Below are 13,697 nucleotides of genomic sequence, written 5' to 3' on the forward strand. Positions count from 1 at the left end.
CAATGTCCCCATGACGGTCGAGGACCCCGAGATCGACCTCCTGACGGAGGCCTTTCTCCGCCAGCCCGCGCGCTACACCAGTCATCAGGTGGCCGCGATGGCGGGCGTGCCGGTCTACCGTGCCCGCCGCTACTGGCGCGCGCTCGGATTCGCGAACGTCGCCGACGAGGCGGTGGTCTTCACCGACGCCGACGTGGAGGCGCTCAGGACCCTGGTCAACCTGGTCGGCGACGGGTGCTACGACGAGGAGCACATGCTGCTGGTCACCAGGGCGCTCGGCAGGGCGACGGCCGCGCTGGCCGAGTCGCAGGCCGAGCTGGGCGCCGAGACGCTCGACCAGGCGGGCGTGCCGCTGTCCGCGCGCCCGACGGCGTGGAGGGCGCGCGCCGACCGCGTGGTGCCCTCCCTGGAGCAGCTGCTGGTCTACACCTGGCGGCGTCAGCTGGCCTCCGCCGCGGGGCGCATCGTGGACCAGGAGGTCGGCACCGTACGGCTGGCCGTCGGCTTCGCCGACATGGTGGGTTTCACCAGGATGAGCAGGCAGATCCCGGAGAAGGAGCTGGCCGGGCTGGTCGAGCGGTTCGAGGGCCGCTCCGCCGACGTCGTCACCTCCTCCGGCGGCAGGGTGGTGAAGACCCTGGGCGACTCGGTGCTGTTCGTCGCCGACTCCGCGGCCGTGGCGGCCGAGATCGCGCTGCGGCTGATCCAGGTGCACGCCCCCGACAGGGCGATGCCCGACCTGCGCGTCGGGCTGGCGCTCGGTCCGGTGATCAGCAGAATGGGCGACGTGTTCGGCACCACCGTCAACCTGGCCAGCAGGCTGACCTCGCTGGCGCCCGCGGGCGGGGTCCTGGCCGACCCCGAACTGGCGGGCGGCCTGGTCGGGAGCGCGGCCTTCGCCCTGACCCCCGCCGAACCGATGACGGCCAAGGGCCTGGGCGAGCTGCGCCCCTCCCTCCTGCGCAGGGCGGGCCGTCCGTAGCTAGACCTGTGCGGGCTCGGTCAGCACGGGCTCGAGGAAGGTGAGGGTGCCCTTCTCGGTGTCGAGGCGGGCGCGCACGCCGATCGGGTAGGTCTGCATGGCGACGTTGTGGCCGATGTCCGCGCCCGCCAGCACGGGGACGCCCAGGTCGCCGAGGCGCTCGACGAGCATGCGCTCGACGTCGCGCGGGTCGCCGCAGTCGGTGAACGTGCCGAGCACGATGCCCGCGACGCCGTCGCTGTAGGTGGCCCTGCGCAGCTGGGTGACGTAGCGGTCGAGGCGGAACAGCTCCTCGTCGACGTCCTCGAGGAAGAGGATCCCGCCACGGGCGGGCAGGCTGGTGTCGGTGCCGAGGGAGGCGGCCAGCAGGGTGACGGTCCCGCCGAGCGTGATGCCCTCGGCGACCCCCGGGACGACGGTCCTGAAGCCCGGGAAGGTCAGCTCCCTCACCTCTGCGGGGGTGAAGAGCAGCCGCATGAGCTGGTCGAAGTCATACTCCCCAGGGCCCTGGTAGAAGCCGCCGCACGCCACCATCGGGCCGAACAGCGACACCCAGCCGAGTTTGACGGCGACGGCCTCCAGCAGCGCGGTCACGTCGGAGTAGCCCACCACGACCTTCGGTCTCGCGGGGTCGACGACGCTCCAGTCGACGAACTCGAGCGTGCGCTGCATGCCGTACCCCCCGCACGCGCAGAAGACGGCGGCGAAGGCGGGGTCGGCCAGCGCGGCGGTGAGCTCCGCCGCGCGGGTGGCGTCGTCTCCTGCCAGGTAGTCGTACTCGGTGCCGCCCATGCGTGCTGCGCTGAAGACCTCGGGCTTGAGGCCGACGTGCTCCATCGCGAGCAGGCCGCGTTCGAGGTTGACCTGGTTGGGCGGGCCGCTGGCGGCGATCACCGCCACACGGTCGCCGGGGCGCAGGGCAGGCGGGCGGATCACTCGGTTACCTCCAGGGGGATCGCGGTGGGGCGGGTCGATCGTGCCGCACTCGCCGAATGGTGTCGACAGCGACCCGCCATCCCAAGGGTCGTGAACGCTTGTGAGCCTGACCGCGCACGGTTTCGAGGCTCCCTCAGGGCGCTCGGAGGGCCGGTTCAGTAGCCGATCGTGAAGCGCCGCTGGACGAAGCGGGGCAGTTCCGCCTCGTCGACAAGGGCGACGGCGGCATCCTCCGAGGAGATGCGGCTGCGTCCGTCAGCGTCGACGACCGGCTGGTCGCCGCCGATCCGGAACCGGCCGGTGCGCTGGCCGGGCGCGATGTCCTCCGCCGGGCTGAAGTAGGTCCAGAGCCGGTTGGACGTGCGCAGGACGTTCAGGGCGTCCCGGTGCCCGCGTACGGCCGCGGCGTACGCCCTGGGCAGCCCGAGCTGATCGAGGCTCTCGTGCAGGATGTCGTCGGAGTCGGCCGGCACGAGGCCAGGCTCGATCTCCAGGCTGCCGGCGCCGCCGATCACGATCAGCCTGGTCCTGGGGTGGCTCTCCAGCGCCTTGAGCAGGGCTCGGGCGGCGGTGGCGTAGACCGTGGGATCGGCGATCGAACGCGCCACGGTGTCGGCGAAGTCTTTGGCGGCGTTGCCGGGCTGGAATCCGCTGATCAGTACGTCCAGCCCGGGCAGGACCGCGGCGATGCTCCCGGCGTCGAGGACGTCGATGCTCCTCCAGACGACGTTCTTCCGCTCTTCGCTGATCCGGCCGGCGTCGCGGGTGAACGCCGTGACGTGGTGCCCTCTGTCGAGCGCCTCGGTGACGACGCGGCTTCCGATGCCGCCCGTGGCTCCGATGATTCCGATGTGCATGGGCCCCCCTGCGTGGTCGAGCGTGGCGCGAGAAAACTATACGCCGTGAAGTTTCTTCACGGCAACCAGTCCGGTGACGGGGTAGAGTGACTGCTGTGGAAGGCACGGGAGGGCGCCGGGCACGGCTGCGGGCCGAGACGACAGCGGAGATCAGGCAGGTCGCGCTCAAGCTGATGGCCTCGGGGGGACCTGATGCGATCACGCTGCGGGCCATCGCCCGCGAGATGGGCATGACCGCCAATGCCATCTACGGCTACTTCGCCACCCGCGACGATCTGGTCACCACGCTGATCAACGAGGTCTACACCACCCTGGCCGACGCGGTCGACGCCGCTTGGGCCGACGCGCCCGCCGCGGATCCAGCCGGCCGGATCCGGGCCTGGGCGCGAGCCTTCCGCGGCTGGGCCCTGGCCAACCCCGAGGGATTTCGCCTCATCTATGGCGACCCCGTGCCCGGTTACCAAGTCCCCGAGGGCGGTGCGGCCCCGGACGCCGCGTACCGGGTCTGCACGGGCATCGCCGCCCTCGCAGCGGCCGCCTGGCCGCACGCCGGTCCGCTCTACGCCGACAGCGACTTCCAGTGGTCCGACTTCGACGCCGGGCTTCTGGACAAGCTCCGCCCTGCCTTCCCCGACCTGCCCCCGGCCGGCGTGGCGCTCGCGCTGCGCATCTGGGGCCACCTGCACGGCCTGGTGTCGCTGGAGATCTACGGACATCTGCGCACCCAGACGATCAGCCCCGACAAGCTCTTCCGAGAGGAGCTGGCTCAGCTCATCCGGTCGCTGGGCATCGACTCCTAGAGGTGCGAACCCCGAGCGCCGAGGTGGCTCCTCCCTCTAGTCGCAGGTGCCGGGGTTGACGGAGGAGACCTTCCAGTCGGCCCCGGGGAAGGGCGACATGAAGGAGGTCAGCAGATCGAGGGCGTAGCCCGGCGTCTGACCTCCCGCGTCGAGCAGCGAGACGACCTGTGGCCCGTCGGCTCCGCGCAGCGTCAACGCGCCGCCTCGCCGGGCGGGCACCAGACCGGGCTTGGCCTCGACGCCCACGCAGGCCAGCGGCACGCTGCCCGCCTTCACCGCCTGCCTGGAGCTGATCGGCCGCATCCGCTGGTCGTAGCGGCGCAGCCACAGCGACGTCACCGGCCCGATCCGCACGCTCTCGTCGAAGACGTCCGCCCCGACGCTCCTGGTGACCTTCACGTCCATGCGGACGTCGGGGCGCAGGTCCACGCCGGCCGTGCGCAGGACGAGCCGGTCGTAGCCGCCTTCGAACCCTGGTGAGACGAACCCTGCGGCGGGCGGCGCCGACACCCCGAAGGGCAGCTTGCCGGGGCGGACCCTCAGCCACGACATCCCGTGGACGGCGAGCGTCAGATCGTCGATCCTGCTGCGGCCCATGCCGAAGCTGCCGTCGAGCTGGTAGGCGAGGAACCCGCCCGCGTACGGCACGTCCTTGCGGGCCGAGACCTTCCGCGCGGTGACGGGCGCCAGGTCCAGCCCCGTGCGGGCTCTCAGCAGCCTGGTGGGCGACGGCTTGGAGACCAGGTCGATGGACAGGTCGGGGTTGAGCCTGGCGGTGGTCTCCTGCGCCAGGTCCTCGACTTCGAGCACGGTGTCGAGCAGGCCGCCCTGCGGCGGCTGGTACACCTTCTCCACCAGCGCGGCCTGGACGGCGAGCAGGCCGTCGAGGGTGCCGGCGTCGGCCTTGTAGGTGAGCCGGGGAAGCTGGAGACCGCTGGCGTTGGTGTCGGCGTCGATGCCGAACACGGCGGGGACGTCGGTGAAGCGGAGCAGGCCGGTGGCCCCGCCCATGGTCACGGCGGCTTCGAGCCGCCTGACAGGGGCGGAGTTGCGGACGCGCACCCGGGTCTGCCCGCCGTACAGGCCGGTGACGGAGACGGCGGAGGGCACGGGGTCGATCAGCACGCGCCCGCGCAGACCGCCCCTGTCAGTCTCGGCGCGGACGTCGAGCGTGCCGAACGTGGCGGGCGGCAGGATCGTGTAGGCCGCGGTGACGGACCTGCCCTCGACCCCGATGGGACCGACGGTCATGCTGGTGATCGCGGAGGGCAGTCCCGTGAGAGTGGCGCTGGCCCTGATCGGCACGGGAGCCAGGATCGAGCTGTCGAGGTAGAGCGCGAGCCTGCGTCCCTCGGGGTGGAAGCCCTGGAAGGTGAAGGTCTTCTTCGCCAGGTCGACGCTCACCTTGCCGGGCAGTCCGCGCACGTCGACGTAGCCCTTGAGCCCCGGCCTGTCGCGGGTGCCGCCGTCGACGAGGGAGAGGCCTCCGCGCACGTGCGGGGCGTCGGGGACGGCGGCGCTGTCGCCGAGCCAGATCCGTCCCTTGAGCGCGACCTGGCCCGCCTCGTAGATAAGCCTGCCTGACGAGGTCGAGACGGCGACGCGGCCGGGCGCGGGGCCGAGGGCGGCCATGGCGCCCCACCGCCTGCCGTCCGAGGTGCGCAGGTCGGCGTCGAGCGTGACGGGACGGCGGGCGGCGCGCACGTCGGCATGGAAGCCCGTGCGGCCGGGGTCCATGGCGAGGTCGGCGGCGCGCAGCCGGTCGAGGCGGGCGCTGGCGTCGAACCTGCCGGTGGCCGCGTCGTAGTGGGCGGCCAGGTGGGGCCCTTCGGGGGCGGTGGCGTCCGGGTGGTTGGCCACCGCGATCGTCGCCGACCCGAGGGGACCCGACAGCCCGCGAAAACCCACCACCTCGGCGGCGGCGGACGCCGTGCCCTGAGCCGGGGCGTCCCTCTGGGCGGGGGTACCGGTCTGAGCCGGGGTGGCGGTCTGAGCCGGGGTGCCGGTCGGGGTGGCGGTCGGGGTGGCGGTCGGGGTGGCGCTCGCCTGGCCGGGGGTTCCCCAGGTGGCCTGCCAGCGAGCGGGGACGCCGACGGCGCTGACGGCGGCGCGCAGGTCGCCCGCCCTCGCCGAGACGGTCACCGAGCTCACGGGGGCGTCGGCGGTCCAGTCCAGCCGCCTGCCCACGCTGTCGGCCACCGCCGACACCTTCCCTCGCACGCCCCGCACCCCTGCCCGCAGCGTCCCCTGGCCGCTCGCCGCATGCAGGTCCACGCGCGCCAGCCTGGCGGGGCTGCGCACCTCGAGCGAGGTCCTGGGCCCGAGCTCCCACGAGGCCCGCACGCTGCCGCGCACCCCGCGCACGCTCGCCTCCACGCTCAGGCCCGAGGTGGGGTCGGCGTAGGCGGCGCGCAGGCGGTCGATGGCGCCGCCCGCCGAGTAGACGGCCCTGCGGGCGCCGGGATCCAGCTCGGCCTCGATGGTGGCGGGCGTGTTGGAGATCTCCAGCCTGGCCAGGTGCCTGCTGTCGATGCTGGCCGCGCCGACGAACGGCCTGCCGCCCGAGCCCAGCCTCAGCTTGACGCGCGGCGCGGCGCCGTACGTGACGTCGAACCCTGCGACCCCCGCCAGCCTGGCCGAGACGCCCAGCCGCGCCCCTTCCTTGATCATGGTGACGTGGTCGCCCGCGAGTCCGGCGATCGCGCCGCCGCCACGCTGCAGGAGCAGGGAGCAGCCGCCGAGCGGGGAGCTGGAGGTGTGGACGACGCGGTTGGCCTCGGCGTCGTGCTCGATCGTCATCGTGGCGGGCAGCCCCGTGAGGCTCGCCTGGACGAGCGTCCGGTCGCGTGCGGCGTCGTAGAAGGTCAGCTGCGCGGCCTTGGGCCTGGGCGCGCCCGAGGCCACCGACAGCCCGCCCGAGCGGGCCGTGGCGCGGAACTCGCGGGGCAGCCGCGTGATCGACAGCGCCGCCGCTCTGGACAGCCGTCCCTCGTCGTAGAGGTAGTCGTGGAAGGTGGCCGAGGCGATCGGCGCGGCGGCGGCGAAGCGGACCTCGCCAGGTTTGGTCAGCTCGGCGGTCAGTTCGGCGCCCATCCTGTCGACGGTCACCTGCGTGAACCTGCGGCCTCCTGTGACGGCGAGGGCGTCGAGGCGCGCGGGCGTGGAGGCGGTGGCGGTCAGCGTGCTCCTGTCACCGTCGATGGCGGCGTGGGCGGCGAAGCGCTCGGTCGCGGGCGTCTGCCTGAGGCTGAGCAGCGCCTTGCCCTCCAGCCCCGCGATGGTCGCGACGGAGGCTCCGGGGTCGCTGCGCCGTACGGTGGCCCTGACGTCGATTCTGCCCTCGGCGAGGGCGGCGAGGTCGACCGTGAACAGGCCGGAGTCGCGGGCCGACAGCGACGTGCCGCGGCGGTAGCCGTCGAAGCCGACCTTCACCACCCGTCCTTCGCCGATGCCGTACTCGGCCCACACCTGCGCGCTGACCGGGTCACCCAGCTGGACGACGGTCAGGCCGATGCCCACGCTGCCGCCCTCCGCCTTGCGCGGCACCAGCGTGGCGGTGAGGTCGGGCAGGCCGTCGCCCGTGACGTCCGCCTGGACGGGGGTGGCCACCGGCCGCGCCGACGAGCACGCCGCGGGCAGCCGTTCGCCGGCCGCGCACAGCCTGAAGGTGACCAGCGGCACCCGCTCGCGCCCGCCCGTCAGCGCGCGGACGCCCTTCACCGGCAGCAGTCCGAGGCCCTCGCCGGGGTCGGCGGGCAGGATGGCCTCCGTCGAGGGGCTGTCGGCGCCCATCCGCCGCTTCGCCTCCTCCGCCACCTTCCCCGCCAGCTCGGGACCCTCCGGGATGGTGACCTCCGGCTTGCCCGGCCCTTCGGGCTTCTGCTCCCCCACGCGCGTCGCCAGCGACGGCTTGCCGGCCGGGGCGGCGGGGGCCGCGCCTGGCACCTCCACCCGCGCCACCGGCTCGATGCGCGGTCTGCCCTCCTTCGGCACGGCGTGAGCCACAGTGGGCACGCCGAAGACCAACGCGCAGGCGAGCAGGACGCAGGACAGCCGCGACATGACGGGCATTCCCCCGGGAATGTGGTTGCGCAATTACGAAAGGTAAGAGCCGACCATATCTCTCCACAGCCCGTCAAGGCCGGATTTACACGGACATCCCGGTGAATACGGTGAGCGTTGTCAGCTCGTGCCTGGTCACGTCGGCGAAGCGCTCCCCGAGCGCGTCCGCGATCATCGCCAGCTTGTCCTCCGGCAGGGTGAGCTTCCTGGCGATGCGTCCCGGCGCGCTGCCGCCGTGCCAGGCGATCACCACGCGTCCGCCGGGCCTGAGCACCCTGCGGAACTCCTTGAGGCCCGCGCCGAGGTCGGGCCAGAGCGCGACGTTGTTGACCGACACGACCCTGTCGAAGACGCCGTCGCCGAACCCGATCGCGTCGGCGGCGCCGATCCGCAGATCCACCCGCCTGTCGGCGCGGTGGCGGCGGCCTGCGAGGTCGCGCATGTCCGGCGAGGGGTCCACGCCGCAGATGCGCGCGGAGGGCCCCTTCGCCAGCTCCCTGACGAGCCCGCCCGGCCCGTAGCCGACCTCCAGCACGTGGTCGCCCTCCCCCGCGTCGATGAGGGCGACCAGCTCGCGCTGCTCGTTGGTGAGCAGCATGAACAGGCCCGCCAGCCGTCCCGCGAGACCGCGTGGCTGCGCGAAGGGGGAGGTGATCGGCCGGTCGAAGGCCCAGGGCGTGCTCTCCATTCTTCGACTGTACGTCACCCCTTGACAAAAAAATTTGTCGGTGAGACGCTCCTGCCATGAAGAAGACGGAAACCCTGCAGGCGCCGGGCGCGCGGCTCTACTACGAGGTCCAGGGCTCGGGCCCGATCCTGCTGATGATCCCCGGCGGCCCCACGGACGCGGGCATCTTCGCCGCCGTGACCCCGCTGCTGGCCGAGCACTTCACCGTGGTGCCCTACGACCCCCGCGGCAACTCCCGCAGCGTCCCCGACGACCCTGCTCTCGAGCAGGACATCGACGTGCACGGCGACGACGCCGCCCGCCTGGTCGCCGAGCTGGGCGGCGAGCCCGCCTACGTCTTCGGCAGCAGCGGCGGCGCCCAGATCGCCCTGAACCTGGCCGCCAGGCACCCCGATCTTGTCCGCGTCGTGGTGGCGCACGAGCCGCCGTGCGTGCGGCTGCTGCCCGACGCCGACCAGGTCGCCGCGGGCATGGAGGAGGTGGCCTCCACCTACGAGCGCGAGGGTGTGCCCGCAGGCATGCAGAAGTTCAACGAACTCATCGGCATGAGTGAGGAGGATGCCCCGCAGGGGCCGCCGAGCCCCGAGCAGCAGGAGATGTTCGGCCGCCTCATGGGCAACCTCGGCTACTTCCTCGGCAAGGGCGTGCGCCCGATCAGCTCCTACAGGCCCGACTTCGAGGCGCTACGGTCGGGCTCGCCGAGGATCGTGGTTGGCATCGGCGAGAGCACCGAGGGGCAGTTGGCCCGCCGTAGCGCGATCGCGCTGGCCGAGCAGGCGGGCCTCGAGCCCGTGGTCTTCCCCGGCGGCCACGGCGGCTTCGCCGACGCCCCCGAGGCGTTCGCGGCCAGGCTCGCCGAGGTGCTGCGCGCCTGACCGCGCGGTCCCTGAGCTCGCGCGGTCAGGAGACCGAGTTGCGGTTGAGCGCGCGGTCGCTGAGCTCGCGCGGCCAGGAGACCGAGTTGCGGTAGGGCGGCATGAAGCGCCGCCTCGGCATCTGGTCGGCCAGCACGCCGCCGTCCATCCGCCCCTCCACCCCGTCGGCGATCATGTGCTCGGCCGTCCGCTGCGACAGGAAGAACGGCGCGTCGCAGTTGACCACCATGACGTGCCGCCAGGAATCGACGGTGATCTCGTTGAAGTGTTCGAGGCGGGCGGTGCCCGCGTTGTTGACCAGCACACCGATCGGGCCGTGCTCGCGGCGCACGCCGTCCACGAGCTCTGCCAGGGCCCGGGTGTCGGCCAGGTCCGCGAGCACGTCGGCGCCGGCGCGGTCCACGGTGACGACCTCGTAGCCGTCCCCGGTCAGGCCGGCGGCGATGGCGCGGCCGATGCCCCTGGCCGCGCCCGTCACGACGGCGAGCGTCATCCGCTCGCGCTGACGGCCGGCCGTACGCTCGACGAGCGGCGTCAGGCGGCTCTGACGCGCTACTACGTGGCGGCGGGGGTCAGCGGGCTCGCGGTCGGCGTCCACACCACCCAGTTCGAGATCCGTACGGCGGGCCTGCTGGAGCCCGTCCTCCGCCTGGCAGCCGACGTCGTCGCCGAGTCCCGCGGGGCGCCGGTCGCGGGGGAGCCGGCGGGTCCCCTGGGGTCCGGCCGGTTCCAGCTGATCGCGGGGGCGTGCGGGCCTGTCGGGCAGGCGGTCCAGGAGGCCGAACTGGCCGCCCGGCTCGGCTACGACGCGGTGCTGCTGTCCCCTGTGGTCCCTGGAGCGTCGGAGGCCGACCTGCTGGAGCGCGCCAGAGCCGTCGGCGAGGTGCTGCCCGTCGTCGGGCTCTACCTGCAGACGGCGATCGGCGGCCCTGTCCTTTCCCGGCGGTTCTGGCGCGAGCTGGCCGAGCAGCCCTCGACGGTCGCCGTCAAGGTCGCCGCCTTCGACCGCTACCGCACGCTCGACGTCGCCCACGGCGTGGCCGGCTCGGGCCGCGCCGACCAGGTCGTCCTCTACACGGGCAACGACGACCACATCATCGGTGACCTGCTCGCCGAGCTGCCGGGAGGGCTCAAATTCTCCGGCGGCCTGCTCGGACAGTGGGCCGTGTGGACCAGGGCGGCGGTTGACATGGTCGCGGGGCTGGCGAAAGATCCGGAACTGTGAGCGGGCAGGGCCGCGGCGCTCACCGACGCCAACGCGGCCGTCTTCGACGCGGCGAACGGCTTCGCCGGCTGCATCGCCGGCGTCCACGAGGTGTTGCGCAGGCAGCGACTGCTGGAGGGGATCTGGTGCCTCGACCCGGACGAAGGGCTCTCGCCAGGGCAGGCCGAGGAGCTGGCCAGGGTGAGCGGCGCCTACCCGTGGCTGACCGACGACGACTTCGTCTCGGAGCACCTCGATGAGTGGCTCGGCTGACAGCGGCGTGCTGGTGAGCGTCCCGCCCGGCCTGCGGGAGCAGTTCTTCCCCGACCCCTCCGGCCTGCTCGCGCTCGGCAGCGTGCGGCTGCTCGACGACCACGCGGGCCTGGCCGACGCCCTTCCTGGCACCGGCGTGCTGGTCACCAGCTGGGGCGTCCCCCCGCTCACCGCCGATCTGCTCGACAGGGCGCCCGGGCTGCGCCTGGTCGCGCACACCGGCGCGACCGTCAAGCCGTTCGTGACGGACGAGCTGTGGTCGCGCGGCGTCCAGGTGACCCAGGCCGGATCGGGCATGGCGCGCTCCGTCGCCGAGGTCGCGCTGGCCTTCACGCTGGCGCTGCTGCACCAGGTGCACCGGTTCGACCACGCCCTGCGCGGCGGCCTGCCGTGGCAGTCCGCCGAGCGGGCCCCCGCCAGGCACGAGATCATGGGCTGCCCGATCGGCGTGATCGGCGCCTCCCGCACCGGCAGGGCCTACATCGACCTGGTCCGCGCGCTGGGCGCCGGCGTCAGGATCGCCGACCCCTACCACGAGGACGCCATCCCGCTCGACGACCTGCTGGCCACCAGCAGGATCGTCGCCGTCCACGCCCCTTCGCTGCCCGAGACCAGGCACCTGCTCGGCGAGCGGGAGCTGGCCCTCATGCCCGACGGCGCGGGCCTGGTCAACACCGCCAGGTCCTGGCTCGTGGACGAGCGGGCGCTGCTGGCCGAGCTGCGCTCGGGACGCATCGACGCGGCCATGGACGTCTACGACGAGGAGCCGCTGCCCGAGGGCCACCCCTTCCGCTCGCTGCCGAACGCGCTGCTCACGCCGCACCAGGCGGCGGGAACCGTCGAGTGCAGGCGCAGGCAGGGCGACGTGGTGGTCTCGGAGATCGCCCGCTTCGCCGCTGGACTGCCGCTGGAACACGCCGTCACCCCCGCGCTTCTCGACCGGATGGGATAGGGGCTGAAGCCCGGGGTCGCCAACGAAGGAGCACCAGATGACCACCTACCGCGCCGCCACCCCCGCCGACGAGCCCGGCCTCCACGCCCTGTGGGCCGTCTGCTTCGCCGCCCCCCAGCTCCTGCCCCTCTACCGGAGCGATCCTGACCGCCTGCCCCGCACCATGGTGGCCGAGGGCTCGGACGGCGTGGAGGCGGTCGTCTACTGGCTGCCGCGCCGCGTGCGCAACGCCGAGGGCGGGATCGACCTGGTGGGCGGCGTGGCCAACGTCGCCACCCGTCCCGACGCGCGCGGTCGCGGCCACATCAGGAGCCTGCTGGGTATGGCGCTGGAGAGCATGTCCGAGGCGGGCTGCGACTGGTCGCTGCTGTTCACCGGCAGCCCCGGCGTCTACGAGAGCTCGGGCTACAAGGTCTTCTCCCAGTCGCTGACGCGCGGCCCGCTCGCCGCCGCGACACGCGACACGTCCGGCGTGCGGCGGGCCTCGGTCGCCGAGTGGCCGCTCCTGGCCGAGCTGTACGACAGGCACAACGCCCACCGGCCGCTCACCACGGTCCGCTCGCCCGACGACTGGCGCCACAGGGTGCCGGCCCACTACGACGACTCCGTCGACCTGCGTCTGGCCGAGGGCTCGGGCTACGTGGCCCTGCGCTGGCACGACACCTCGGTGGAGGTGCTGGAGGCGGCGGGCCACCTGCCCGAGCTGTTCTCGTGGGTCGCCGCCGAGGCCGCCGCCCGCGGCGTCACCCGGGCCGAGGCCCGCCTCACCCCCGGCGAGCCCGCGCTGCCCTTCCTGTTCGCCGAGCTCGAGACCGTCGCCGACACCAGCGGCATGGCCCGCCCACTGGCCGTCGACCCCTCCCCCACTCTCGCCTCGCCTTCGGCGATCCACTGGGTCGCCGACTACTTCTGACGGCCCAGCCGCTATCGTCGATCCGCGACCGCGCCCCCCACCGAGAGGATGCCCCGCGCCCGTGGATCTCGGCCTCGTCGGACAGGCGGCGGGACTGTTCGCCGTCACCAACCTCGACGACCTGGTCATCCTGGCCCTGTTCTTCGCCAGGACCTCCGGGCGTCCAGGCTCAGCCGCGCGGATCGTCGCCGGGCAGTATCTCGGCTTCGCGGCCATCCTCGCCTTCGCCGTGGCCGCCGCCTTCGGCGCCGCCCTGCTCCCTCCCGCGCTCCTGCCCTACCTCGGCCTGCTCCCCCTGGCCCTCGGGCTGAAGGCGGCCTGGCAGGCGTGGCGCGAGCGTGGGAGCCCCGAGGAGAGCACGGTCGAGGACGGCGCGGCGGGCCCGCTCGCGGTGGCCGCCGTCACCTTCGCGAACGGCGGCGACAACATCGGCGTCTACGTGCCCGTCTTCGCCACGGCCGGTACCGGCGCCATGACCGGCTACGTGCTCGTCTTCCTCGCCCTGGTCGCCGTCTGGTGCGCGGCGGGCCGCTTCCTCGCCACCAGGCCGTTCGTCGCCAGGACGCTGGCGCGCTGGGGTCACGTCGTGCTGCCCGTCGTCCTGGTCGGCCTCGGCCTGCTCATCCTCGTCGAGGGCGGGGTCCTGTAGCGCGCTACAGCGGCAGTGAGCCACCCGGCTTCAGCGCCTTCATCGCGATCTGCGAGGTGAGCTTGTCCAGGCCGGGAAGGCGTCCGAGCTTCTCCAGGCACAGGCGGCTGTAGGCCTCCATGTCCGTCACCGCCACCCTGAGCACGTAGTCGGGGCGGCCGAACATGCGCAGGCACTCGATGACGTCCTCCACCTGCATGACCGCCGTCTCGAAGGCCGTCACCGTCTCGGCGTCCTGGCCCTCGAGCTCCACGAAGGCCAGCACCTGGAAGCCGCGTCCGACCGCTCCGGCGTCCACAACCGCGCGGTAACCGGTGATCACTCCCGTCTCCTCCAGGTTGCGCACCCGGCGCAGGCACGGCGACGGCGTCAGCCGTACCCGCTCGGCCAACTCGATGTTGCTGAGCCGTCCGTCCTCCTGCAGTAGACGGAGAATTGCGCGATCTGTGGCATCCATGGCAATAGATGCTAACCACTGCGGAAATCGCCGCAAGTATTGACATCGG

14 protein-coding genes are annotated in these 13,697 nt (G+C 73.0%); 8 read left to right on the forward strand and 6 right to left on the reverse strand.

Features of this window, described 5'->3' with window-relative positions:
• The first annotated feature begins 10 nt into the window (after window positions 1–10).
• Entirely contained in the window at window positions 11–982 is a 972-nt protein-coding gene (locus FHR33_RS07965) for an adenylate/guanylate cyclase domain-containing protein (protein ID WP_183645336.1), read from the forward strand.
• On the opposite strand, the gene FHR33_RS07970 is transcribed toward FHR33_RS07965, so the two are convergent.
• Together FHR33_RS07970 and FHR33_RS07975 are read right to left on the reverse strand one after the other, a co-directional pair.
• Window positions 983–1,918, reverse strand: coding sequence for a S66 peptidase family protein (locus tag FHR33_RS07970; protein WP_183645337.1), 936 nt, complete (start codon window positions 1,916–1,918; stop codon window positions 983–985).
• Between the two features lie 155 nt (window positions 1,919–2,073).
• Entirely contained in the window at window positions 2,074–2,775 is a 702-nt protein-coding gene (locus tag FHR33_RS07975) for an NAD(P)-dependent oxidoreductase (protein WP_183645338.1), read from the reverse strand.
• Between the two features lie 95 nt (window positions 2,776–2,870).
• Here FHR33_RS07975 and FHR33_RS07980 point away from each other — a divergent pair, with 95 nt between their 5' ends.
• A complete protein-coding gene (locus FHR33_RS07980) occupies window positions 2,871–3,575 on the forward strand; it encodes a TetR/AcrR family transcriptional regulator (RefSeq protein ID WP_183645339.1) in 705 nt (234 codons plus the stop codon).
• Window positions 3,576–3,611: 36 nt separating this feature from the next.
• On the opposite strand, the gene FHR33_RS07985 is transcribed toward FHR33_RS07980, so the two are convergent.
• The gene (locus FHR33_RS07985) at window positions 3,612–7,637 is read right to left on the reverse strand and encodes a hypothetical protein (protein ID WP_183645340.1); all 4,026 of its coding nucleotides are present in this window, start codon (window positions 7,635–7,637) and stop codon (window positions 3,612–3,614) included.
• A gap of 85 nt (window positions 7,638–7,722) precedes the next feature.
• Window positions 7,723–8,325: a class I SAM-dependent methyltransferase gene (locus tag FHR33_RS07990; protein ID WP_183645341.1), complete on the reverse strand. Its 603-nt coding sequence runs from the start codon at window positions 8,323–8,325 to the stop codon at window positions 7,723–7,725.
• A 56-nt stretch (window positions 8,326–8,381) separates the two neighbouring features.
• On the opposite strand from FHR33_RS07990, the gene FHR33_RS07995 reads away from it, so the two are divergent.
• Window positions 8,382–9,200, forward strand: coding sequence for an alpha/beta fold hydrolase (locus tag FHR33_RS07995; protein WP_183645342.1), 819 nt, complete (start codon window positions 8,382–8,384; stop codon window positions 9,198–9,200).
• A 25-nt stretch (window positions 9,201–9,225) separates the two neighbouring features.
• On the opposite strand, the gene FHR33_RS08000 is transcribed toward FHR33_RS07995, so the two are convergent.
• Entirely contained in the window at window positions 9,226–9,693 is a 468-nt protein-coding gene (locus FHR33_RS08000; RefSeq protein ID WP_183645343.1) for an SDR family NAD(P)-dependent oxidoreductase, read from the reverse strand.
• A 66-nt stretch (window positions 9,694–9,759) separates the two neighbouring features.
• Between FHR33_RS08000 and FHR33_RS08005 the strand changes: the two genes are divergently transcribed.
• The 5 genes from FHR33_RS08005 (at window position 9,760) to FHR33_RS08020 (ending at window position 13,191) form a co-directional block, all read left to right on the forward strand.
• Entirely contained in the window at window positions 9,760–10,425 is a 666-nt protein-coding gene (locus FHR33_RS08005) for a dihydrodipicolinate synthase family protein (protein WP_221240999.1), read from the forward strand.
• 93 nt (window positions 10,426–10,518) lie between these two features.
• On the forward strand, window positions 10,519–10,677 hold the full coding sequence (locus FHR33_RS49035; RefSeq protein WP_221241000.1) for a hypothetical protein: 159 nt from the start codon (window positions 10,519–10,521) through the stop codon (window positions 10,675–10,677).
• Window positions 10,661–11,629 (forward strand): hydroxyacid dehydrogenase, encoded by a 969-nt coding sequence (locus FHR33_RS08010; RefSeq protein ID WP_183645344.1) that lies wholly within the window; start codon window positions 10,661–10,663, stop codon window positions 11,627–11,629. The genes FHR33_RS49035 and FHR33_RS08010 overlap by 17 nt, the downstream gene beginning before the upstream one ends.
• Window positions 11,630–11,666: 37 nt before the next feature.
• Window positions 11,667–12,542, forward strand: a complete 876-nt coding sequence (locus tag FHR33_RS08015; RefSeq protein ID WP_183645345.1) for a GNAT family N-acetyltransferase — start codon at window positions 11,667–11,669, stop codon at window positions 12,540–12,542.
• Window positions 12,543–12,603: 61 nt separating this feature from the next.
• Window positions 12,604–13,191 carry a cadmium resistance transporter gene (locus tag FHR33_RS08020; protein WP_183645346.1) on the forward strand — a complete coding sequence of 196 codons (588 nt, stop codon included), beginning with the start codon at window positions 12,604–12,606 and terminating at the stop codon, window positions 13,189–13,191.
• Window positions 13,192–13,195: 4 nt separating this feature from the next.
• Here FHR33_RS08020 and FHR33_RS08025 read toward each other — a convergent pair whose 3' ends face one another.
• Window positions 13,196–13,648 carry an Lrp/AsnC family transcriptional regulator gene (locus tag FHR33_RS08025; RefSeq protein WP_183645347.1) on the reverse strand — a complete coding sequence of 151 codons (453 nt, stop codon included), beginning with the start codon at window positions 13,646–13,648 and terminating at the stop codon, window positions 13,196–13,198.
• Window positions 13,649–13,697 lie beyond the last annotated feature (49 nt).

It is taken from the genome of Nonomuraea dietziae, from assembly GCF_014195505.1.
Classification (GTDB): domain Bacteria; phylum Actinomycetota; class Actinomycetes; order Streptosporangiales; family Streptosporangiaceae; genus Nonomuraea; species Nonomuraea roseola.

Coding starts and splice junctions, on each gene's coding strand:
- FHR33_RS07965 (WP_183645336.1), top strand. CDS start 11: ATGACGGTCGAGGACCCCGAGATCGACCTCCTGACGGAGGCCTTTCTC.
- FHR33_RS07975 (WP_183645338.1), bottom strand. CDS start 2,775: ATGCACATCGGAATCATCGGAGCCACGGGCGGCATCGGAAGCCGCGTC.
- FHR33_RS07985 (WP_183645340.1), bottom strand. CDS start 7,637: ATGTCGCGGCTGTCCTGCGTCCTGCTCGCCTGCGCGTTGGTCTTCGGC.
- FHR33_RS07990 (WP_183645341.1), bottom strand. CDS start 8,325: ATGGAGAGCACGCCCTGGGCCTTCGACCGGCCGATCACCTCCCCCTTC.
- FHR33_RS07995 (WP_183645342.1), top strand. CDS start 8,382: ATGAAGAAGACGGAAACCCTGCAGGCGCCGGGCGCGCGGCTCTACTAC.
- FHR33_RS08000 (WP_183645343.1), bottom strand. CDS start 9,693: ATGACGCTCGCCGTCGTGACGGGCGCGGCCAGGGGCATCGGCCGCGCC.
- FHR33_RS08010 (WP_183645344.1), top strand. CDS start 10,661: ATGAGTGGCTCGGCTGACAGCGGCGTGCTGGTGAGCGTCCCGCCCGGC.
- FHR33_RS08015 (WP_183645345.1), top strand. CDS start 11,667: ATGACCACCTACCGCGCCGCCACCCCCGCCGACGAGCCCGGCCTCCAC.
- FHR33_RS08025 (WP_183645347.1), bottom strand. CDS start 13,648: ATGGATGCCACAGATCGCGCAATTCTCCGTCTACTGCAGGAGGACGGA.